This window comes from Klenkia sp. AC732 (assembly GCF_979256525.1).
Genome location: NZ_CEEDOS010000016.1, coordinates 18,046 through 39,525 on the forward strand (window position 1 = coordinate 18,046; position 21,480 = coordinate 39,525).

17 protein-coding genes, 1 tRNA gene and 1 pseudogene are annotated in these 21,480 nt (G+C 75.6%); 14 read left to right on the plus strand and 5 right to left on the minus strand.

Annotation, left to right across the window (positions count from 1 at the left end; translation table 11 throughout):
- Window positions 1-505: 505 nt before the first annotated feature.
- Window positions 506-1,513 (plus strand): annotated as a pseudogene (locus AC0IVP_RS09565) (ComEC/Rec2 family competence protein); the annotation flags it as partial.
- Window positions 1,514-2,295: 782 nt separating this feature from the next.
- A complete protein-coding gene (gene holA, locus AC0IVP_RS09570) occupies window positions 2,296-3,264 on the plus strand; it encodes a DNA polymerase III subunit delta (protein WP_471756218.1) in 969 nt (322 codons plus the stop codon).
- Window positions 3,265-3,367: 103 nt separating this feature from the next.
- Here holA and rpsT read toward each other — a convergent pair whose 3' ends face one another.
- Window positions 3,368-3,628: a 30S ribosomal protein S20 gene (rpsT, locus tag AC0IVP_RS09575; RefSeq protein WP_056297483.1), complete on the minus strand. Its 261-nt coding sequence runs from the start codon at window positions 3,626-3,628 to the stop codon at window positions 3,368-3,370.
- Window positions 3,629-3,839: 211 nt separating this feature from the next.
- Between rpsT and lepA the strand changes: the two genes are divergently transcribed.
- The 4 genes from lepA to AC0IVP_RS09595 all read left to right on the plus strand — a co-directional run bounded on the left by lepA (window position 3,840) and on the right by AC0IVP_RS09595 (window position 8,756).
- Window positions 3,840-5,681 carry a translation elongation factor 4 gene (gene lepA / locus AC0IVP_RS09580; RefSeq protein WP_235564861.1) on the plus strand — a complete coding sequence of 614 codons (1,842 nt, stop codon included), beginning with the start codon at window positions 3,840-3,842 and terminating at the stop codon, window positions 5,679-5,681.
- Window positions 5,678-6,325 carry an MOSC domain-containing protein gene (locus AC0IVP_RS09585; RefSeq protein WP_471756220.1) on the plus strand — a complete coding sequence of 216 codons (648 nt, stop codon included), beginning with the start codon at window positions 5,678-5,680 and terminating at the stop codon, window positions 6,323-6,325. The genes lepA and AC0IVP_RS09585 overlap by 4 nt, the downstream gene beginning before the upstream one ends.
- A 66-nt stretch (window positions 6,326-6,391) precedes the next feature.
- A complete protein-coding gene (locus AC0IVP_RS09590) occupies window positions 6,392-7,078 on the plus strand; it encodes an LppX_LprAFG lipoprotein (protein WP_056297491.1) in 687 nt (228 codons plus the stop codon).
- Window positions 7,079-7,106: 28 nt separating this feature from the next.
- Window positions 7,107-8,756, plus strand: coding sequence for an MFS transporter (locus AC0IVP_RS09595; RefSeq protein WP_471756222.1), 1,650 nt, complete (start codon window positions 7,107-7,109; stop codon window positions 8,754-8,756).
- On the opposite strand, the gene AC0IVP_RS09600 is transcribed toward AC0IVP_RS09595, so the two are convergent.
- On the minus strand, window positions 8,746-9,714 hold the full coding sequence (locus AC0IVP_RS09600) for a zinc-binding dehydrogenase (RefSeq protein ID WP_056298229.1): 969 nt from the start codon (window positions 9,712-9,714) through the stop codon (window positions 8,746-8,748). The genes AC0IVP_RS09595 and AC0IVP_RS09600 overlap by 11 nt on opposite strands.
- 35 nt (window positions 9,715-9,749) lie before the next feature.
- Window positions 9,750-10,751, minus strand: a complete 1,002-nt coding sequence (selD, locus tag AC0IVP_RS09605) for a selenide, water dikinase SelD (RefSeq protein ID WP_056297498.1) — start codon at window positions 10,749-10,751, stop codon at window positions 9,750-9,752.
- 83 nt (window positions 10,752-10,834) lie between these two features.
- Between selD and AC0IVP_RS09610 the strand changes: the two genes are divergently transcribed.
- From AC0IVP_RS09610 to selB, 3 genes are all read left to right on the plus strand, one after another.
- Window positions 10,835-10,930: transfer RNA gene (locus tag AC0IVP_RS09610), tRNA-OTHER, on the plus strand.
- A gap of 47 nt (window positions 10,931-10,977) precedes the next feature.
- Window positions 10,978-12,264: an L-seryl-tRNA(Sec) selenium transferase gene (selA, locus tag AC0IVP_RS09615; RefSeq protein WP_471756224.1), complete on the plus strand. Its 1,287-nt coding sequence runs from the start codon at window positions 10,978-10,980 to the stop codon at window positions 12,262-12,264.
- A complete protein-coding gene (gene selB, locus AC0IVP_RS09620; RefSeq protein WP_471756226.1) occupies window positions 12,252-13,982 on the plus strand; it encodes a selenocysteine-specific translation elongation factor in 1,731 nt (576 codons plus the stop codon). Before selA ends, selB begins: the two co-directional genes overlap by 13 nt.
- Window positions 13,983-14,020: 38 nt before the next feature.
- Here the strand turns inward: selB and AC0IVP_RS09625 are convergent, their stop codons facing one another.
- Entirely contained in the window at window positions 14,021-14,797 is a 777-nt protein-coding gene (locus AC0IVP_RS09625; RefSeq protein ID WP_471756228.1) for an enoyl-CoA hydratase-related protein, read from the minus strand.
- A gap of 39 nt (window positions 14,798-14,836) precedes the next feature.
- Here AC0IVP_RS09625 and hemW point away from each other — a divergent pair, with 39 nt between their 5' ends.
- A complete protein-coding gene (gene hemW, locus AC0IVP_RS09630; RefSeq protein ID WP_471756230.1) occupies window positions 14,837-16,069 on the plus strand; it encodes a radical SAM family heme chaperone HemW in 1,233 nt (410 codons plus the stop codon).
- Window positions 16,070-16,099: 30 nt separating this feature from the next.
- Here hemW and recQ read toward each other — a convergent pair whose 3' ends face one another.
- Entirely contained in the window at window positions 16,100-17,941 is a 1,842-nt protein-coding gene (recQ, locus tag AC0IVP_RS09635; RefSeq protein WP_471756232.1) for a DNA helicase RecQ, read from the minus strand.
- A gap of 95 nt (window positions 17,942-18,036) precedes the next feature.
- Between recQ and AC0IVP_RS09640 the strand changes: the two genes are divergently transcribed.
- Genes AC0IVP_RS09640 through AC0IVP_RS09655 form a run of 4 tightly spaced genes read left to right on the plus strand, consistent with a single transcriptional unit; the run spans window position 18,037 to window position 21,393 of the window.
- Complete coding sequence (locus AC0IVP_RS09640) at window positions 18,037-18,924, plus strand: ABC transporter ATP-binding protein (protein WP_471756234.1); 888 nt, start codon at window positions 18,037-18,039, stop codon at window positions 18,922-18,924.
- Window positions 18,921-19,664, plus strand: coding sequence for an ABC transporter permease (locus tag AC0IVP_RS09645; protein WP_471756236.1), 744 nt, complete (start codon window positions 18,921-18,923; stop codon window positions 19,662-19,664). Before AC0IVP_RS09640 ends, AC0IVP_RS09645 begins: the two co-directional genes overlap by 4 nt.
- 17 nt (window positions 19,665-19,681) lie before the next feature.
- Window positions 19,682-20,791, plus strand: coding sequence for a sensor histidine kinase (locus AC0IVP_RS09650; protein ID WP_471756238.1), 1,110 nt, complete (start codon window positions 19,682-19,684; stop codon window positions 20,789-20,791).
- The gene (locus AC0IVP_RS09655; protein ID WP_471756240.1) at window positions 20,788-21,393 is read left to right on the plus strand and encodes a response regulator; all 606 of its coding nucleotides are present in this window, start codon (window positions 20,788-20,790) and stop codon (window positions 21,391-21,393) included. Before AC0IVP_RS09650 ends, AC0IVP_RS09655 begins: the two co-directional genes overlap by 4 nt.
- The last annotated feature ends 87 nt before the right edge of the window (window positions 21,394-21,480 follow it).

Below are 21,480 nucleotides of genomic sequence, written 5' to 3' on the forward strand. Positions count from 1 at the left end.
CGTCGTGTCGGTGCTGGCCGGGGTGGCGACCGCGGCAGTGGTGGGCACCGTCGGGGGCCTGGAGCGCACCGGCTCGCCGCTGGTCGACCTCGGCGCGCGGGGTGCGGTCGCCACCGTCGTCCTGACCGTCGACGAGGAGCCCCGCGTGCTGGCCGGTGGGCCCGGGCCGCCGCGGGTCCTGGTCGCCGGCACCGTCACCGGCCTGCCCCAGGGGCCGGCGCTGCGCCCGGCCACCGTGCTCGTGTTCGCCCCCGCCGACGAGTGGCGGGAGGTGTCGACCGGCAGCCAGGTCGAGGTCCGCGCCACGGTGCGGCCCCCGGAGCCGGGTGACGACGTGGTGGCGGTGCTGTCCGCCCGGTCCCCGCCCACCTCCGTGCGGGGGCCGGGTCCGGCGCAGGCCTGGGCCGGGGACCTGCGCGGAGGGCTGGCCGCGGCGTCCCAGCGGGTGCTGCCCGACCGGGAGGCCGGGCTCCTGCCGGGGCTCGTCGTCGGCGACACCTCCGCGATGGACCCCGGCGTCACCGCCGACTTCCGCCGGGCCGGGCTCGGGCACCTGACCGCCGTCAGCGGCGCCAACGTGGCGATCGTGCTGGCGCTGTTGCTGTGGCCGCTGCGCCGCCGCGCGGTGTCGCGCCGGTGGCAGGCCGCGGTGGGGGCCGCCGGACTGGCCGGGTTCGTCGTGCTCGCCGGCCCCAGCCCCAGCGTGGTGCGGGCCGCGGCGATGGGCGCCGTCGCGCTGCTGGCCCTGGCCACCGGGCGACCCCGCGCCGCCGTGCCGGCCCTGGCCGCCTCGGTGGTGGTCCTGCTGCTGCTGGACCCGGGTCTGGCCCGCGACGGCGGCTTCGCCCTGTCGGTCGCCGCCACCGCCGGCATCGTCCTGCTGGCGCCGGGCTGGTCCCGGGCCCTGCGGCGCCGGGGCCTGCCCGGACCGCTCGCCGACGCACTGGCGGTGAGCGGAGCGGCCGGCCTGGTCACCGCACCGCTGGTGGCCGGGCTGTCCGGGTTGGTGAGCCTGGTGTCACTGCCGGCCAACCTGCTCGCCGCCCCCGCCGTGGCCCCGGCGACCGTGCTGGGCCTGGCGGCGACCCTGCTGTCCCCGCTGAGCAGCGACCTCGCCGACGCGTGCGTGTGGGCCGCCGGGTGGCCGACGCGCTGGCTCGTCGGCGTCGCCGAGCACGCCGCGGCGGTGCCCGACGGTGCGACCGGCTGGCCCACCGGCACCGGGGGAGCCCTCCTGCTGGCCGGCCTCCTCGTCGGCGGCGCGGCCGTGCTGGTGCGGTGGCCCCGCGCCCGACCCCTGGCGGTGGCCGCCGTCGTGGGCGTGGTGGTGCTGGGCTGGCCGGCCCGCGAGGCCGCCCGGGGCTGGCCGGTGCCCGGCAGCGTGCTGGTCGGCTGCGACGTCGGCCAGGGCGACGCCCTGGTGGTGCCGACCGGCCCGGGGGAGGGCGTGCTGGTGGACGCCGGCCCCGACGCCACGCTGGTGGACGCCTGCCTGACCCGGCTGGGAATCGACCGGCTGCCCCTGGTCCTGCTGTCCCACCTGGACGCCGACCACGTCACCGGTCTGGCCGGTGCGCTGGCCGGCCGCGAGGTGGGCGAGGTGGCCACCGGGGTGCTCAGCCCCACCGACGACCGGGTCGGGTCGGTCGGCCGGGTGGTGGCCGCGGCCGGCGGCCGGCTGACCGTGCTGGCCGCCGGCGACACCCGCACCCAGGGTCCGGCGACGTTCGACGTGCTGGCCCCTGCGGCCGCCGACGCGGTCCCCTCCGCCGACCCCAACGGCCTGTCCATGGTCGTCCGGGTCACCCACCACGGGCTGCGCCTGCTGCTGACCGGTGACCTGGGCGAGGACACCGAGAGCCGGCTGCTGGCCCGCGGGATCGACCTGCGGGCCGACGTGCTCAAGGTGCCGCACCACGGCAGCGGGGACGCCGACCCGGACTTCCTCGCCGCGACCGGCGCGCGGGTCGCGCTGGTCAGCGTCGGTGCCGACAACGGCTACGGGCACCCCGCCCCGCGGCTGCTGGACTGGCTGGCCGCCGACGGGATGCGGGTGCTGCGCACCGACCTGGACGGCGACGTCGCGGTCACCGGCGAGCGGGGCGACTGGGGGACCGCGGTGCGCGGCGTGGACGATGTCGACCGGGCCGTCGCACTGGGACCCGGCCCACCCGGGACGGTGCCGGCGACCGGCCGTGGGGTCCACCGTCGCCGGGTCGGACCGTCGGTGCTGCGTGACACGATGAGGTCGTGTCCAGCGCCGCCCCGCCGCCCCCCACCTCCCGGCTGCGGGTCGTGGTCGGCGAGGAGGAGCTGCTGCGGGCGCGGGCGGTCTCCGCCGTCCGTGCGGCCGCCCTGGAGCGGGACCCGGGCACCGAGGAGCACGAGCTGGTGGCCCTGGGGCTGCCGGCCGGTCAGCTGGCCGACGTGCTGGCTCCCTCGCTGTTCGGCGGGCACCGGCTGGTGGTCGTGCAGGGCGTGCACGAGGCCGCCGGTGCGCTGGTCGACTCGCTGCTCAGCTACGCGAGGGACCCCGACCCCGAGCTGACCCTGGTGCTGGTGCACAACGGGGGCAAGCGGAACGAGGCGCTGCTCAAGGCGTTCACCCAGGCCGGCGCCGCGGTCGACGAGTGCCCCAAGATCGGCAACGCCGGTGAGCGGATGGCGTTCGTCCGCAACGAGGTGCGGCGGCTGGGCGGCCGGATCACCCCGGACGCCGCGACGGCCCTGCTCGACGCCGTCGGCAACGACCTGCGCGGTCTGTCCGCGGCCGCCAGCCAGCTGGTCTCGGACTTCGGCGGCTCCATCGACGCCGACGACGTCGCCCGGTTCCACCGCGGCCAGGCCGAGGTCACCGGGTTCACCGTGGCCGAGCGGGTGCTCGTCGGGGACAACGCCGGCTCCATCGAGATGCTGCGCTGGGCGCTGGACCGGGGCGTACCGCACGTGCTGGTGGCCGACGCCATCGCCGACGGCGTCCGCACCGCGGCCCGGGTCGCCTCGCTCAACACCACCAACGTCGGCGAGCTGGCCCGCACGCTCAGGCTGCCGCCGTGGAAGGTCAAGAAGGCCCAGGCGCAGGCCCGCGGCTGGACCATCGACGCCCTCCAGCAGGCCATCGGGGTGGCCGCCGAGCTCAACGCCGACGTCAAGGGCGTGGCCGCGAGCGCGGACTACGCCCTGGAGCGTGCGGTCCGCCGGATCGTGGCGATCCGGGCGGCCGCCGGCGCCGGCCGCGCGGGCCGGGTGCCCACCCGGCGCTGACCGGTCGCGACCGGGACCCCCGCAGGACGCGACGAGCCCCCGTCCCCGTGCGGGGAGGGGGGCTCGTCGGGAGCGCGCCGCGGCCGGGGCCGCGGGCGGCGCGTCAGACGCTGGCAGCCTGCTTGGCCAGGGCCGACTTGCGGTTGCCCGCCTGGTTCTTGTGGATGACGCCCTTGCTGGCGGCCTTGTCGAGCGCCTTGGAGACGGTGACCAGGGCGGCGTCGACGGCGGTCTTGTCACCGGCGTCGACGGCGGAGCGGAAGCGCCGGACCGAGGTCTTCAGGGCCGACTTGACCGCGACGTTGCGCTTGCGCGCGATCTCGTTGGTCTTGATCCGCTTGATCTGGGACTTGATGTTCGCCACGCGTGAGCCTCAGGGTGTTCGCAGGGAGGGGTACTTCTGACAGTGCGTCCGCGGCAGCGCAGAGCACGCCACAGGACCGGTCTCACAAGATACCAGGCAGCTCCCCGGCACCCAACCCGCCCGCAGGTGCACCTGCACACGCGGGCGGCCACACGACGCGCCCCGACGTCGGCGCACGCCCGAGCAGGGACGTGGGACGATGGGCGGCACTGTGACTGCACCCGCCCGCACCGACCCGACCCGCATCCGGAACTTCTGCATCATCGCCCACATCGACCACGGCAAGTCGACGTTGGCCGATCGGATGCTCGAGGTGACCGGGATCGTCGAGGGGCGCAACATGCGCGCCCAGTACCTCGACCGGATGGACATCGAGCGCGAGCGCGGGATCACCATCAAGAGCCAGAACGTCCGGCTGCCCTGGACGCCGCGCACCGGCGAGCACGTGGGCACCGAGTACGTGCTGGACATGATCGACACCCCGGGCCACGTGGACTTCACCTACGAGGTGTCCCGCTCGCTGGCCGCCTGCGAGGGCGCCGTGCTGCTGGTCGACGCCGCGCAGGGCATCGAGGCCCAGACGCTGGCGAACCTGTACCTGGCGATCGAGAACGACCTGACGATCATCCCGGTGCTCAACAAGATCGACCTGCCCGCGGCGCAGCCGGAGAAGTTCGCCGCCGAGATCGCGCACATCATCGGCTGCGACCCCGACGACGTGCTGCGGGTCAGCGGCAAGACCGGCGAGGGCGTGCCGGAGCTGCTGGACATGATCGTGGAGAAGATCCCGGCCCCCACCGGGGACGCCGATGGCCCCGCCCGGGCGCTGATCTTCGACTCGGTCTACGACATCTACCGTGGGGTCATCACCTACGTCCGCGTCGTCGACGGCCGCATCTCCGGCCGCGAGCGGATCAAGATGATGAGCAACAACGTCACCCACGAGCTGCTGGAGATCGGGGTCATCAGCCCCGAGCCCAAGCCGGTGGAGAGCCTCGGCGTCGGCGAGGTCGGCTACTTCATCACCGGGGTGAAGGACGTCCGGCAGTCCCGGGTCGGGGACACCGTCACCCTGCAGCACCACCCGGCCGCAGAGTCCCTGGGCGGCTACCGGGACCCCAACCCGATGGTCTACTCCGGGCTGTACCCGATCGACGGCAGCGAGTACCAGCTGCTGCGCGAGTCCCTGGACAAGCTGCTGCTCAACGACGCCGCGCTGGTCTACGAGCCCGAGACCTCGGCGGCCCTGGGCTTCGGCTTCCGGGTCGGCTTCCTGGGCCTGCTGCACCTGGAGATCGTCCGGGAGCGGCTGGAGCGCGAGAGCGGCCTGAGCCTGATCTCCACCGCGCCCAACGTGGTCTACCGGGTGGTCATGGAGGACGGCACCGAGCACGTCGTCACCAACCCCAGTGACTGGCCGCACGGGAAGATGGAGAAGATCTTCGAGCCGATCGTGAACGCCACGGTGATCGCCCCCAGCGACTACACCGGCACGATCATGGAGCTGTGCCAGGGCCGCCGCGGGTCGCTGACCGGGATGGACTACTTGTCCGAGTCCCGCGTCGAACTGCGCTACACGCTGCCCCTCGGCGAGATCATCTTCGACTTCTTCGACTCGCTGAAGTCACGCACCCGGGGCTACGCGAGCCTGGACTACGCCGAGGCCGGTGAGCAGGAGGCCGACCTGGTCAAGGTCGACATCCTGCTGCAGGGCGAGGCCGTGGACGCGTTCTCGGCGATCGTGCACCGGGACAAGTCCTACGGCTACGGCGTGATGATGGCCGGCAAGCTGCGCGAGCTGATCCCGCGCCAACAGTTCGAGGTGCCCATCCAGGCCGCCATCGGCGCCCGGGTCATCGCCCGCGAGACCGTCCGCGCGATCCGCAAGGACGTGCTGGCCAAGTGCTACGGCGGTGACATCACCCGCAAGCGCAAGCTGCTGGAGAAGCAGAAGGAGGGCAAGAAGCGGATGAAGATGGTCGGCCGCGTCGAGGTCCCCCAGGAGGCCTTCGTGGCCGCGCTCTCCAACGCCGAGCCGACCGCCAAGAAGTGACCGGCCGCATCGAGGCGGTCTGCGTCTCCGGTGCCGACCTGCTGCCCCTGCCGGGCAAGCGGCCCGCGACCACGGGCATCCGCAAGCGCCCGGTCGAGGGCCGTGTCGCCGTCCTCGAGGAGACCCTGGACGGCGACCGACAGGTCAACCGCAAGCACCACGGCGGCGAGGGGCAGGCCGTCTACGCCTACGCCCAGGCCGACGCCGAGTGGTGGCAGGCCGAGCTGGACCGCGAGCTCCCGCCCGGCTCGTTCGGGGAGAACCTGCGCACCACCGGCCTGGACCTGACCGGTGCCGTGCTGGGGGAGCGCTGGGCGGTGGGCACCGCGCTCCTCGAGGTGACGGCACCGCGCATCCCGTGCGCGAACTTCGCCCGGTACTGGGACGTCCCGGACCTGGTCAAGCGGTTCACCGCGCACGGTGCCAGCGGGGCCTACCTGCGGGTGCTGCAGACCGGTGACATCGGCGCCGGTGACGCCGTCGAGGTCGTGCACACCCCCGACCACGGCGCCACGGCCGGCCTGCTGTTCCGGGCGCTGACCACCCAGCGGTCCCGGCTGCGGGAGATCGCCCCCGCACTGGACGTCGTCCCCGACAAGGACCGCGCCAAGCTCGCCGCGCGCATCGCCGCCCTCACCAGCTGACCGCCCCGCCCCCCGCGCTACTGTCCGCCCCGGGCTCCAGCGGGGGGCGCCAGCGAGGGAGGCGTCATGCGGGTCGCGACGACGGCGGTGCTGCTGCTCACCGCCCTGGTGACGGCGGCCTGCGGCGGTGGCAGCGACGAGTCGGCCGCGGACCTGCTGTCCCGGGCGAAGACCACCCTGGACGACGCCGCGTCCGTGCACTTCGTGCTGACCAGCGAGGGCGCGCCGAGCGGTGGCACCTCGGTGGTCGGCGGCGAGGGCGACATCGCCCGGCCCGCCTCCTTCGCCGGCACGCTGCAGGTGCAGGCACTGGGCAGCGCGATCGACGCCCAGGTGGTGTCGGTGGACGGCACCGTCTACGCCCAGCTCCCGCTGACCTCCGGGTTCTCGGTGGTGGACCCGGCGACGCTGGGCTTCGGTGACCCGGGCGCGCTCATCGACCCCGACGACGGCATCTCCCAGCTGCTCACCGCGGTGGAGTCCCCGGAGCGGGGGGAGGAGTCCCGGGTGGACGGCGAGGTGGTCACCCAGGTGACCGGGCAGCTGCCCGGCGACCTGGTCGAGGCGTTGCTGACCACCGAGGACCCCGCACAGCCGGTGGACGCGGTGTTCTCCATCGCCTCCGACAGCGGTGAGCTGCGCCAGGTCCAGCTGACCGGGCCGTTCTTCGCCGCCGGCGAGGACGCCGGCTACACGATCGTCCTGTCCGACTTCGGGGCCGATGTCCAGATCACCGCACCCCCCACCGACTGACACCCGGGCGCCCTCGCGGGCGACCCTGGTGCTGGCGACGCTCGCGGTCCTGGTGTCCGCGGCGGACACCTACGTCGTCGTCCTGGCGCTGCCCGACATCCTCACCGGTGTCGGCGTCGGCCTGGACCAGCTGCAGCAGGCCACCCCGATCGTCGGCGGGTTCCTGCTCGGCTACACCGCCACGCTCCCGCTGCTGGGCCGGCTGGCCGACCTGCGCGGTCGACTGCCGGTGCTGGTCGGCTGCCTGCTGCTGTTCGCCCTGGGTTCGCTGCTGACCGCCACCGCCGTGGAGCTGGGGCCAGCGGTGCTGGGCCGGGGTCTGCAGGGCATCGGTGCCGGTGGGCTGGTGCCGGCGACGCTGGCCCTGGTCGCCGACCGTTGGCCGCCCGAGCGCCGGGCCGTGCCGCTCGGCGTCGTCGGGGCGGTGCAGGAGGCCGGCGCCGTGCTCGGTCCGCTGGCCGGGGCCGCGGTGCTCGCCGTCACCGACTGGCGCGGGATCTTCTGGCTCAACCTGGTCCTGGGCGTGGCCCTGGCCGTGGCGCTGCGGGTGACCGGGCCGCGGCGCCCGGGGCGCGACGTCGTCGGCACCGTGCTGGCGGTGCTGGCGGCGACGGCGCTGGCGCTGCAGCTGGGCGAGCCCGACGTGCTCGCCACCGACGTCACGCTCGGGTTGGGCTGGGTGCCGCTGGCCGGGCCGGCCTGGACGACCCCGCTGGTGCTGGTGACGGTGCTCGCCGGCGCGGGCGTGCTCGTCCGCTCGGCCACCGCGGCACACCCGGTGCTCCCGCTGCGCGGGCTGCCGGCGCTGGCACGGGAGGTCGACCTGGTCGGCGCTGTCCTCGTCGTCCTCGCGCTGGGCGCCCTGGTGTGGGCCTTCGCCGCCGCGGACCCGGCGACCCAGGTGGTGGCCCACGGCCCCGTGCTGCTGCCGCTGGCCGCGATGGCCGCGGTCGGTTTCGTGCTGCACGAGCGACGGACGGCGCAGCCGCTGGTCCCGCTGGCCGACCTGCGCCCGGTGGGGGCGTGGGGTGCGCTGGTGGTCAACCTGCTGGTCGGGGTCGCGCTGGTGGCGGCGTTGGTCGACGTGCCGCTGTTCGCCCGGGCCACCACCGAGACCGACCAGCTGGGCGCCGCCCTGGTGCTGGTCGAGCTGCTGGTCGCCGTCCCGGTGGGTGCGGTGGCCGGGGGGTGGGCGTGCCGCGTGGTCGCCCCGCGCTGGGTCGCCGCCATGGGGATGGGGCTGGCCGCAGCCGCGTTCGTGGCGATGGCCGGGTGGGACGCGACCGCGCTGGACTCCTGGACGTCGACCGCCGCGCTGCTGGGCGCCGGGCTCGGCTTCGGGCTGGCGGTGGCACCGGTGAGCGCGGTGCTGCTGGCCGTCACGCCGCAGCGGGTGCACGGCAGTGCCAGCGCGCTGGTCGTGGTGGCCCGGACGATCGGCATGCTGGTCGGGCTGTCGCTGCTGACCGCGATCGCGCTGCGCCGGTTCACCGCTGCCGTCGGGGAGATCCCGAGCCCGCTGGTCAGCTGCCCGACCAGCCCGGCCGACTGCGCCGTCTACGAGCGGGCCACCGACGCCGCCGTCCTCACCCAGCTGCACACGGTCTTCGCCGGGGCAGCGGTGGCGGCGGCGCTGGCCGCCGTCGCCGCCGCCGTCCTGCTGCGGGTCAGACGGTGAAGACGATCTTGCCGGCGGTCCGGCCCTCGTGCATCCGCTCGAAGCCCTCGCGGGCCTGGGCCAGGGGCAGCTCGACGTCGATCTGAGGGCGCAGCCCGGTGGTGCTGCACAACTGCAGCAGCTGCTGCAGCTCGGTGCGGGTGCCCATGGTGGAGCCCTCCACCCGCAGCTGGGTGAAGAAGACCCGGTTGAGCTCGGCGGAGGGGTCGAAGCCGGTGGTCGCACCGGAGACCACGATGACGCCACCGGGCTTGAGCGACTTGACGCTGTGCGACCAGGTGGCCTTGCCGACGGTCTCCATGACGGCGTCGACCCGCTCGGGCAGCCGGGCCCCGGTCTCGAACGCCTGGTCGGCGCCGAGCTCCAGCGCCGCGGCCCGCTTGGCCTCCGACCGGCCGGTCACCCACATGCGGTAGCCGGCGGCGCTGCCCAGCGCGACGAGCGCGGTGGCCACCCCACCCGAGGCGCCCTGCACGAGCACCGTCTGGCCCGGCTGCAGGCCGGCCTTGGTGAAGAGCATCCGGTAGGCGGTGAGCCAGGCGGTGGGCAGACAGGCGGCCTGCGCGAAGGACAGCTCAGCGGGCTTGGGCAGCACGTTGGCGGCCGGGACCAGGACCTGCTCGGCCAGGGTGCCCTGGTGCAGCTCGGACAGCAGCGAGCGCTTGGGGTCCAGGGTCTCGTCGCCCGCCCAGCCCGGGGTGCCGGTGATCACGGCGTGCACGACCACCTCGTTGCCGTCGGGGTCGGTGCCGGCGGCGTCGCAGCCCAGCACCATCGGCATCCGCTCCTGGGGGAGCCCGACGCCGCGCAGGCTGAAGAGGTCGTGGTGGTTGAGCGAGGCCGCCTTGACGTCGATGGTCACCCAGCCCTCCCGGGCCTCGGGCGCCGGCCGGTCGCCGACCTCCAGCACGGAGAGCGGGTCGTCGGCGGACGGGGTCGAGACGAAGGCAGCCAGCATGCCCGGCACGTTAACGGGGCCTCACGTGTCCGGCATCACCGGAGGACGACGGCGTGCTCCCCGGCGGCGACGAACTCCCCGATGACCGGTGCGCCGGGCACCTCGCCGGCCAGCAGCAGCCCGCCGGAGGTCTGCGCGTCGGCGAGCAGCAGGGCGTCGTCGTCGGACACGGCCGAGAGGTCGGTGTGCGGCCGGACCCAGTCCAGGTTCCGCCGGGTGCCCCCGGAGACGTACCCGTCGGCGACGGCCTGCCGGGCGCCGGCCAGGTAGGGGACGTCGGCCGCGGAGACCACCGCGGTCACCCCGCTGGCCCGGGCCATCTTGTACAGGTGGCCCAGGAGGCCGAACCCGGTGACGTCGGTGCCGGCCCGCACGCCCGCGGCGACGGCGGCCACCGATGCCTCGGCGTTGAGCCGGGTCATCGAGTCGATCGCCTCGGGCGAGGGCTCACCGGTGGCCTTCATCCGGTTGTTCAGGGTGCCCACGCCCAGGGGCTTGGTCAGCGAGATCGGGTCGCCGACCGCGGCCCGGTCGTTGCGGATCAGCCGCTCCAGGTCGACCAGCCCGGTGACGGCCATGCCGTAGGTGGGCTCGGGGGAGTCGATGGAGTGCCCGCCGCCGACGTGGCACCCGGCCGCGTGCGCCACCTCCAGACCGCCGCGGAGCACCTCCGCGGCCAGCTCCGGCGGCAGCACGTCGCGGGGCCAGCCGAGCAGGTTCACCGCGACGACCGGGGTGCCGCCCATCGCGTAGACGTCGGACAGCGCGTTGGCCGCGGCGATCCGGCCGAAGTCGTAGGCGTCGTCGACGACCGGGGTGAAGAAGTCGGTGGTGAGCACCAGGCCCTGGCCGCCGGCGATCCGGACGACGGCGGCGTCGTCGCCGTCGTCGAGACCGACCACCAGCTCCGCGCGCGGGTCGGTGGGTCCGGTGTGGGTCAGTCCGGCGACCACGGCCTCCAGCTCGCCGGGCGGGATCTTGCATGCGCAGCCGCCCCCGTGTGCGTACTGGGTGAGGCGGTGGGTCGCGGTCGTCACGGCTCCGAGTGAACACCGGCCCCAGCCCGTCCGCAGCCCGTCCGCAGCCGGCGGTGGCGCGGTCGGTGCGTACCCTCGACCCCGGAGGCGTCAGGGTGTCTGGTGACCCCCGCGGCCTCTAAAGCCGACGTGACCCGGTACCCGGGTCAGGCGGGTTCGATTCCCGTCCGCCTCCGCCAGACCACCTCGCCCCCGGGCGCCGCCGGGCTCCTACGCTCGGACCACGATGACGAGCGACCCCCGGCGGCTGGTGCCGCGCACCGACGTCCTGCTCGCCGAGGCCCGGGTCGCCGCAGCCGTGGGGCGCCTGGGCCGGGACCTGGTCAAGGCCGTGGTGACGGGCGTGCAGCAGCAGGTCCGCGCGGGTGCGCTGGCCCCCGACGACGCCGCCGACGCGGTGCTGGCTGCACTGCCGGGCACCGCGTCCTCGCTGCACCGGGTGCTCAACGCGACCGGCGTGCTGGTGCACACCAACCTGGGCCGGGCCCCGCTGTCGGCGGCCGCCCTGGAGGCCGTCATAGCCGCCGGCGGCACCACCGACGTCGAGCTGGACCTGGCCACCGGCCGCCGCGGCCCGCGCGGTGAGGGCGCGATCGACGCGCTGCTGGCCGCCGTCCCGGCCGCGGAGGCGGCGATCGTGGTCAACAACTGCGCCGCCGCACTGGCGCTGGTGGCGACCTGCCTGGGCGGGGAGCTGGTGGTCGCCCGCGGCGAGCTGGTGGAGATCGGCGACGGGTTCCGGATCCCGGACCTGCTGGTGTCCACCGGCGCCCGGCTGCGCGAGGTGGGGACGACGAACCGGGTGTCCGCGGCCGACTACACCGACGCCGTCGGGCCGGACACCGGTGCCGTGCTGAAGGTGCACCCGTCCAACTTCGTGGTCCGCGGCTTCACCCGGTCCGTCGAGGTCGCCGAGCTGGCGCCGCTGCTGGACGTGCCGCTGGTGGCCGACGTCGGTTCCGGGCTGCTGCGCCCGCACCCCGCACTGCCCGACGAGCCCGACCTGCAGACCACCCTCGCCGACGGCGCCGACCTCGTGCTGTGCAGCGGGGACAAGCTGCTCGGCGGGCCACAGGCCGGTCTGGTGCTGGGGCGGGCCGATCTGGTCCAGCGGCTGCGCCGGCACCCGCTCTACCGGGCGCTGCGGGTCGACAAGACGACCCTGGCCGCGCTGGAGGCCACGCTGCGCGGGCCGCAGCCGCCGGTGCAGCGGATGCTCGCCGCCACGGTGCAGGAGCTGCGGGCCCGGGCCGAGGCGGTCGTCGCCGCGCTGCCGGGGGTCGACGCGGTGGTCGCCGACGCCGGCGCGCGGGTGGGTGGGGGAGGGGCGCCGGAGTTCGAGCTGCCCTCCGTCGCGGTCACCCTGCCGGCCTCGTGCGCGGAGGAGCTGAGGCAGGGGCAGCCCCCGGTGGTCGGCTACACCGCCGAGGGCCGGACCTGGCTGGACCTGCGCAGCCTGGACCCCGCCGACGACGACACCCTGGTGACGGCGGTGCGCGCGTGCACGTCGTAGCCACCGCCGGCCACGTCGACCACGGCAAGTCCTCGCTGGTCAGCGCGCTCACCGGCATGCAGCCCGACCGGTGGGAGGAGGAGCGCCGCCGCGGGCTCACCATCGACCTCGGGTTCGCCTGGACCACGCTGGCCGGCGGCCGCACCGTCGCCGTCGTCGACGTCCCCGGGCACGAGCGGTTCGTCGGCAACATGCTCGCCGGGGTCGGCTCGGTCCCGGCGGCCCTGGTGGTGGTCGCCGCCGACGACGGCTGGTCCGCCCAGACCGCCGAGCACGTCGCCGTGCTGGACGCCCTGGGCGTCCGCGACGCGCTGCTGGTGGTGACCAAGGCCGACCTGGCCGACCCGGCACCGGTGCTGGCCGACGTCACCGCCCGGCTGGCCGAGACCTCGCTGGGCGTCGTCCCCGGCGTCGCCGCGAGCTCCCGCACCGGGGCCGGCGTGCCGGAGGTCGCCGCCGCGCTGGAGGCGCTGCTGGCCGGGCTGCCCGCCCCCGACGTGGCCGCGCCCGTCCGGCTCTGGGTCGACCGGGCCTTCACCATCCGCGGCGCCGGCACGGTCGTCACCGGCACCCTGGCTGCCGGCACCGTGTCCGCCGGGGACCGGCTCACCCTGGGCGGCCGGGACGTCGTCGTCCGCGGGCTGCAGTCCCTGGGGGCCGACGTCGAGACAGCCCGCGCCACGGCCCGGGTCGCGCTGAACCTGCGCGGCGTCGCCGTCGAGGACCTCTCCCGCGGCGACGCACTGCTCACCCCGGACGCGTACCGGGAGACCGCCGAGCTCGACGTCACCCTGGTCCGGCCGGTCGATCGGCTGCCCGCGGAGCTGGTCGTGCACGTCGGCTCGGCCACCGTCGCAGCCCGGGTCCGGCCGCTGGACGACGCGACGGTGCGGCTGCGGCTCACCGCCCCGCTGCCCCTGCGGGTGGGGGACCGGCTGCTGCTGCGCGACCCCGGGACCCGCACCGTGCACGGCGCCGACGTCCGGGACGTCGACCCGCCGCAGCTGCGCCGCCGAGGTGCCGCCCGGGCCCGCGCCGAGGCCCTCGCCGTCGGCGGCGGTGCCGTGGCCGACCTGACCCGTCGCCGGGTGGTGCTCCGCTCGGATTTCGTGGCGATGGGCTGGCCGGTGCCGGCCGAGGCCACCGCGGTCGGGCGCTGGCTGCTGGCGCCCGGGCTGGCCGACGAGCTGGCCGCGCGGGTGCCCGCCGTCGTCACCCGGTACCGGCAGCTGCGCCCGCTGGAGCCGGGCCCGCCGACGGCCGTGCTGCGCAGCGCCCTCGACCTGCCCGACGCCGAGCTCGTCGCCGGCCTGGTGCGCCCGCCGCTGGTCCTGCGCGAGGGACGGGTGGTGGCCGCCGACAGCGGCCTGCCCGAGCAGGTGCAGCGCGCGGTCGACGGCGTCCTGGCCCGGCTGGCCCTCGAGCCGTTCGCGGCCCCGGACACCGAGGCGCTGATCGCGGCCGGGCTCGGCGCCCGGGAGCTCGCCGCCGCCGTGCGGGACGGTCAGCTGGTCCGGGTTGGGGAGGGCGTCTACCTGGCCCCGGGCGTGGAGGACCGCGCCCGGGCGGCACTGGCCGGCGTCGCCCAGCCGTTCACGCTGTCGACGGCGCGGCAGGCGTGGGGCACCAGCCGCCGGGTCGCCGTGCCGCTCGCCGAGTGGCTCGACGCCCGCGGGGTCACCCTGCAGCTGGGCGACCGGACCCGATGGCTGCGCTGAGTCAGCCCTCGCTCGTGCGCCGATGGTGCCCCCCGGTCTCAGTCCTGCGGCACCCAGGACGCGGGGCGCTTCTCCCGGAACGCGGCGATCCCCTCCTGGCCCTCCGGGGAGGCGAAGAACCGGGCCGAGAGACCGAGCAGGTCGCCGAACTGGTCGCCCAGCGACCCCGACGGCGTCGAGCGCAGCAACCGCTTGGTCTCCGCCAGCGCGAGCGGGGCACCGGCGGCCAGCGCGCGGACCTGGGCGGCGACGGTGTCGGTGACGGCGTCGTCGGCGACGGCGAGGTCGACCAGCCCGGTCTGCGCGGCGGTGGCCGCGTCGAAGACCTCGCCGGTGAGCATCAGCCGGTGCACGGCGTGCGGCAGCATCCGGGGCCGGCAGACCGCGGAGATGACCGCCGGGACCACCCCGATGCGGACCTCGGCGAACCCGAAGGTGGCCGAGGCCCCGGCCACGACGACGTCGCAGGCGGCCAGCAGCCCGACGCCGCCGGCCCGGGCCGGACCGCGGACGGCGGCGAGCACCGGCTTGGGGGAGTGCCAGATCGTCTCCAGCAGCTCCGGGAACTCGTTGACGCCCTGGTCGGCGGCGGACCCGCCGGCGGCCTCGGAGAGGTCCATCCCGGAGCAGAACACCCGCCCGGTGTGGTCCAGCACGACCACCCGGACGGCGTCGTCGGCCAGGGCGTCGGTGAGGGCCTGCCGGAGCTCCGCACGCATGGCGCGGGACAGGGCGTTGCGGTTGGCGGGGGAGTCCAGGGTGAGCGTGGCGACGCCGCGGGACACCTCGACGTGCAGCACGGGGGTGGAGGTCACGTCCGCATCCTGCCGGTAGCGGGGACACTGGACCCAGCGATGACCACCACCCTGCCCGTCCTGGGCCAGACGCCCGTCCTCCCGGCCGGCCCGGCGATGCTCCCCGACGCCGCCCGCGCCGAGCTGCCGACGACGCGGTTCGGGCTGTACCTGCACGTGCCGTTCTGCGCGACGCGCTGCGGATACTGCGACTTCAACACCTACACCTCCGACGAGCTGGGCCCCGGCGCCAACCGCAGCGAGTACGCGGCCACCGCCATCGCCGAGGTGGAGCTCGCCGCCCGGGTGCTCGGGCCGACCCCGCCGACGATCAGCACCGTCTTCGTCGGCGGCGGCACCCCGACCCTGCTGCCCGCGGCCGACCTGGTCGCCGTGCTGGACCGGGCCCGCGAGCTGTTCCCGGTCGCCGCCGACGTCGAGGTCACCACCGAGGCCAACCCGGAGTCGGTGACGCCGCAGTCGCTGGCCACCCTGCGCGCGGGCGGCTTCACCCGGATCAGCCTGGGCATGCAGTCCGCCGCCCCGCACGTGCTCGCCGTCCTGGACCGCCGGCACACGCCCGGCCGGGCCGCCGAGGCCGCCCGGGAGGCCCGCGCCGCCGGCTTCGACCACGTCAACCTGGACCTCATCTACGGCGCCCCCGGCGAGACCGACGCCGACTGGGGCCTCTCGCTGCAGGCCGTGCTGGACTCCCCGGTCGACCACGTCAGCGCCTACGCGCTCATCGTCGAGCAGGGCACCAAGCTGGCCCGCCGGGTCGCCCGCGGCGAGCTGCCGATGCCCGACGACGACGTGCTGGCCGACCGGTACGAGCAGGCCGACCGGGTGCTGCGCGGTGCCGGGCTGGAGTGGTACGAGGTGTCCAACTGGGCCCGTGGCGCGGCCGCCCGGTGCCGGCACAACGAGCTGTACTGGGCGAACGCGCACTGGTGGGGCATCGGCCCCGGCGCGCACAGCCACGTCGGCGGGCTGCGCTGGTGGAACGTCAAGCACCCGGCGGCCTACGCCGGGCGGCTGGCCGCCGGTGAGCACCCGGCCGCCGACGCCGAACAGCTCACCGCCGCCGACCGCGTGCTGGAGCGGGTGATGCTGGGCCTGCGCCTGCGCGACGGCCTGCCGCTGGACGCGCTCAGCGACGTCGGCCGGGCCCGGGCCGCGGGCTCGGTCGTGCAGGGTCTGCTCGAGCCCGGACCGCACGCCGCTGGCCGGGCCGTGCTGACCGACCGCGGCCGGCTGCTCGCCGACGCGGTGGTCCGGGACCTCACCGACTGAGGCCCCGCCCGGGCTCCCGTGGCCGGGTGCTCAGCCGTGCAGGGCGGCCAGCAGTCCCTCGCCGTAGCGCTCCAGCTTCGCTGCGCCGACCCCGCTGATCGTGCCCAGCGCGGCGACGTCGGCCGGCTCGTCGGTGGCGATCTGGCGCAGCGTCGCGTCGTGGAAGACGACGTAGGCGGGCACGCCCTGCTCCTTGGCGGTGGCCGCCCGCCAGGCCCGCAACCGCTCGAACGCCGGCGCGGCGGTCGTTGGCAGGTCCACCGCCGCGGCCTTGGCCGCACGCGAGGAGCGGCCCGAGCGCGCCGGGCGGTCGGCCTCCCGGCGCATCAGCACCTCGCGTTCGCGGCGCAGCACCGGGCCGCTGGCCTCGTTGAGCACGAGCGTGCCGTACTCGCCCTGCACCGACAGCAGGCCCTGGGCCAGCAGCTGGCGGACCACACCGCGCCACTGCGTCTCGCTGAGGTCGGTGCCGATGCCGAAGACGGTCAGCTCGTCGTGCGAGTGCTGCGCGACCTTCTCGGTGCGCTTGCCCAGCAGGATGTCGATGGACTGCCCGGCGCCGAAGGACTGGCCGCGTTCGCGCTGCAGCCGCAGCACCGTGGACAGCAGCTTCTGCGCCGGGATGGTGGCGTCCCAGGTCTCCGGCGGGGCCAGGCACGTGTCGCAGTTGCCGCAGGCCGAGCTCTCCTGGCCGAAGTGCGCCAGCAGCCGGACCCGCCGGCAGTCGACGGTCTCGCACAGCGCCAGCATCGCGTCCAGCTGGGCGGACAGCACCCGCCGGTGGGCCAGGTCGCCCTCGGAGGAGTCGATCATCTTGCGCTGCTGGACGACGTCGGCCAGCCCGTAGGCCAGCCACGCGGTCGAGGGCAGCCCGTCCCGGCCGGCCCGGCCGGTCTCCTGGTAGTAGCCCTCGACGGACTTGGGCAGGTCCAGGTGTGCGACGAAGCGGACGTCGGGCTTGTCGATGCCCATGCCGAAGGCGATCGTCGCGACCATCACCAGGCCGTCCTCGCGCAGGAACCGGGACTGGTTGGTCGCGCGGGTCCGCTGGTCCAGCCCCGCGTGGTACGGCAGCGCCGGGATGCCCTGGGCGACGAGGGCCTCCGCGGTCTTCTCCACCGAGGCGCGGGACAGGCAGTAGACGATCCCGGCGTCCCCGGGGTGCTCGGTGCGCAGCAGGTCCAGCAGCTGCTTGCGCGGCTCGTTCTTGGGTGCGATCCGGTACTGGATGTTGGGCCGGTCGAAGCCGGCCACGACGTGCAGGGCGTCGTCGAGCTGCAGCCGGGTGCTGATCTCGGTGTGCGTGGCCCGGGTGGCGGTCGCGGTCAGTGCGATCCGCGGCACGTCGGGCCAGCGCTCGTGCAGCATCGACAGGGCCAGGTAGTCCGGCCGGAAGTCGTGGCCCCACTGGGCGACGCAGTGCGCCTCGTCGATGGCGAACAGCGCGATGTGCCCGCGCTCCAGCAGCCGCGCGGTCGGGGAGCTGCCGCCGCCCAGGGACTCCGGGGCGATGTAGAGCAGGTCCAGCTCGTCGGCCAGGAACGCCTCCTCGACCGCCCGGCGTTCGTCGCGGTCCTGGCTGGAGTTGAGGAACCCGGCCCGGACGCCGACCGCCCGCAGCGCGTCCACCTGGTCCTGCATCAGCGCGATCAGCGGGGAGACCACGACGCCCACCCCGTCCCGGAGCAGCGCCGGCACCTGGTAGCACAGCGACTTGCCGCCACCGGTGGGCATCAACACCAGGGCGTCCCCGCCGGCGACGACGTGGTCGACGACCTCGCGCTGCGGGCCGCGGAAGGCGTCGTAGCCGAAGACCCGGCCCAGCACCTCGAGCGCGGGATCGGTCAGCTCGTCCTCCGGTGCCAGGGTCACGCACCGAGGGTAGGGCGACCCGTCTGACATCCGTCAGCCCCTGTGGACGACGTCTCGCACTCCCGCCGGGACCCTCCCGCCGCCAGGCTCGACGCATGGCACAGACCCCCGCCCTGGACGTCCGCGGGCTCACCGTCCGCTACGGCGGCACGACCGCCGTCCACGAGCTGGACCTGCTGATCCCGCGCGGGCAGACCGTCGCGCTGCTGGGCCCCAACGGCGCCGGCAAGTCCTCCACGGTCAACGCCGCCCTGGGCCTCTTCCGGCCCAGCTCCGGCACCGTCGAGGTGCTCGGCCGGGACCCGCTCACCGCGGTCCGCACCGGCGGGGTCGGGGCGATGCTGCAGCACGGCGGGCTCCCCAGCGAGGCCCGCGTCGGGGAGGTGCTGCGGCTGGTCGCCGGCCGGTACGCCGACCCGTGGCCGATGGCCGACCTGGTCGCCACCACCGGCATCGTGGGCCTCACCGGCCGGCGCACCGAGCAGCTGTCGGGCGGTCAGCGCCAGCGGGTGCTGCTGGCCCTCGCCCTCGCCGGCACACCGCCGCTGCTGGTCCTGGACGAGCCGACCTCGGCGATGGACGTCGAGGGCCGGCAAGCCTTCTGGGCGACGATGCGCAGCCTGGCCGACCGCGGCCACACCGTCGTCTTCGCCACCCACCACCTCGACGAGGCCGACGCGGTGGCCGACCGGGTCGTCGTCGTGGACGGCGGCCGGGTGGTCGCCGACGGCACCGCGGCCCAGGTCAAGTCCGGGATCGCCGGGCGCACCGTCCGGTTCGGCTGCACCGACCGCACCGGGCTGTCCGACCTGCCCGGCGTGACCGCCGTCGGCGGAACCGGGGACCTGGTCGAGCTGGCCACCACCGACGCGGAGGCCACCCTGCGCGCCCTGCTCGCCGCCCGCGACCGGCTGCCGGACCTGGAGGTCCGCGGGGCGAGCCTGGAGCAGGCCTTCCTCACCCTCACCGGAGGCACCCGATGACCGACCTGCTCGTCTTCCAGCTGCGCCGGGTCACCCGGTCCTGGCAGTACCTGCTCTTCACGGTGCTGCTGCCCGCGCTGTTCACCGTGTTCTTCACCAAGGTGTTCGGTGCGCAGGCCGCCGACCCGGCCGAGTACCAGGAGTACGCACGGGACTACATGGTCTCGATGATGTGCTACGGCGCGCTGGGGGCGGCGCTCGGCGCCACCATCCGGCTGTCGTTCGACCGGGCGTCGGGCTGGTTGCGCCAGCTCCGGGTGCTCCCGCTGCCCGCCCGCACCGTGGTCGCGGTCGACGTCGCGGTCGGCATGGTGCTGGTGCTGCCCAGCCTGCTGGTCGTCGCCCTCGTCGGCCGGTTCGTCAACGACGTCGAGCTCGGGCTCGGCAGCTGGGCCGTGCTGCTGGGTGCCCTGTGGCTGGGGTCCGGGGCCTTCGTGGCCCTGGGCATGCTGCTGGGTCTCGCGCTGGAGGAGAAGGCCGCGGGCGCTGCCATCGGCATCCTGTCGGTCGTGCTGGCCGCCCTGGGCGGGTTGTGGATCCCGGTCTGGCTGTTCCCCGGCGGGCTGCAGCTGGTGGCCCGGGCGATGCCGTCCTACTGGTACGGAGAGCTGGGCCGGGCCGTGGTCACCGGCGGCAGCCCGGCCGGGGCGGCGCTCGTGCTGGCCGGCTTCGCGCTGCTGTTCACCGCGGCGGCCCTGGCGGTCGGTTCCCGGCGTCCCTTGCACGCCGTGGCCGGTTGAGCGGGAGACTGACCCCCGTGCAGCCCGTCCCCGAGACCCGACCGCCGCTGTGGCGGAGGCTGGCGTGGTCCGTCCCGTGGCTGGTCTTCCAGGTCTTCCCGGTGCTGGACCTGGTCACCGAGGAACGCCCCGTCCTCGCCCGGGTGCTCATCGCGGTCGCCCTGGTGGCCTTCACCGCCGCCTACCTCAGCGTGCTGGGCCGCTTCGCCGACCCGCGCGGCGTCCGGCCGGACTTCCTCGTGGTCGTCGTCCTGGCCACGGTGCTCTCGGCCGGGCTGGGCACCAGCTACGCGGGGCTCTGGATCTACGTGTCCGCCGCCGCGGCCGCCACCCTGCCGCAGCGTCTGGTGTGGCCGGTGACGGGGGCCGCGACGCTGGCCTCCGCGGTGGTCATCGTCTCGTGGCAGGACTGGACGACGCTCTTCCTGCCCGTCCTCTGCCCGCTGACCGCAGCCACCCTGTGGGGCACCCGGCACCTGCTCACCGTCAACGCCGAGCTGCGGGAGGCCCGCGAGGAGCTGGCCCGCAACGCCGTCGCCGAGGAGCGGCTGCGCTTCGCCCGCGACCTGCACGACCTGCTGGGCCACTCACTGTCCCTCATCGCGCTCAAGAGCGAGCTGGCCGGCCGGCTGGCCGAGGCCGACCCCGCCCGTGCCCGCACCGAGATGGCCGACGTCGAGGCCGCCGCACGGCGCTCCCTCGCCGAGGTCCGGGACGCCGTCAGCGGTTACCGGCAGATCAGCTGCGCGCAGGCCCTCGCCGAAGCCCGGGCCGCGCTGTCCGGGGCCGGCATCTCCTTCCGCGGCCCCGACCGGGTGCCGGTGCTCCCCGGCCCGGCCGACGCCGTCCTGGGCTGGGTGGTCCGCGAGGCCACCACCAACGTGCTGCGGCACAGCCGCGCCCGCGCCGTCGTCGTCACCCTGACCGAGGACGGCGTCAGCGCCGCGCTGACCGTCACCGACGACGGCCGCGGCCCCGACGACGCCACCGCACCCGGCAGCGGACTGACCGGCCTGAGCGAGCGGGTCGGCGCGCTGGAGGGCACCCTCACCGGCGGGGCCGGCCCGCGCGGTGGCTGGCAGCTGGCCGCGACCGTGCCCCTGGTCCCCGCGGCGGTGACGGCGTGATCCGGGTGCTGCTGGCCGAGGACCAGCAGCTGGTCCGGGGAGCCCTGCGGGCGCTGCTGGAGCTCGAGCCCGACATCACCGTCGTCGCCGAGGTCGGCCGCGGCGATCTCGTGGTCGCCGCGGCACAGGCGCACATCCCGGACGTCGCGCTGCTGGACATCGAGATGCCCGGCCAGGACGGCATCGAGGCCGCCCGCGACCTGGCTGCCGCGATGCCCGGGGTGAAGGCCGTCGTGCTGACCACCTTCGGCCGGCCGGGCTTCCTGCGCCGGGCCATGGAGGTCGGCGCGCAGGGCTTCCTGGTGAAGGACTCCCCGGTCGCCGAGCTGGCCGCCGCGATCCGCGCGGTGGTCGCGGGGGAGCGGGTCATCGACCGCGACCTGGCCGCCGCGGCCCTCGCGCTGGGGGCCACCCCGCTGTCCGGACGGGAGGCCGACGTCCTGCGGGCTGCCGCCGACGGGGCCACCGTCGCCGACATCGCCGGGCGGCTGTTCCTCTCCGAGGGCACCGTGCGCAACTACCTGTCCAACGCCATCGGCAAGACCGGCGCCCGCACCCGCGTCGAGGCGGCCCGGGTCGCCGCCGACAAGGGCTGGCTCTAGGGGGGGGCGGGTCCGTCCCCACGCGCAGCTGTGCCGGCGGTGCGCGGCCACGCCGCTGTCCCCGTCGCGGGCGCGGCCTCGGCGCGC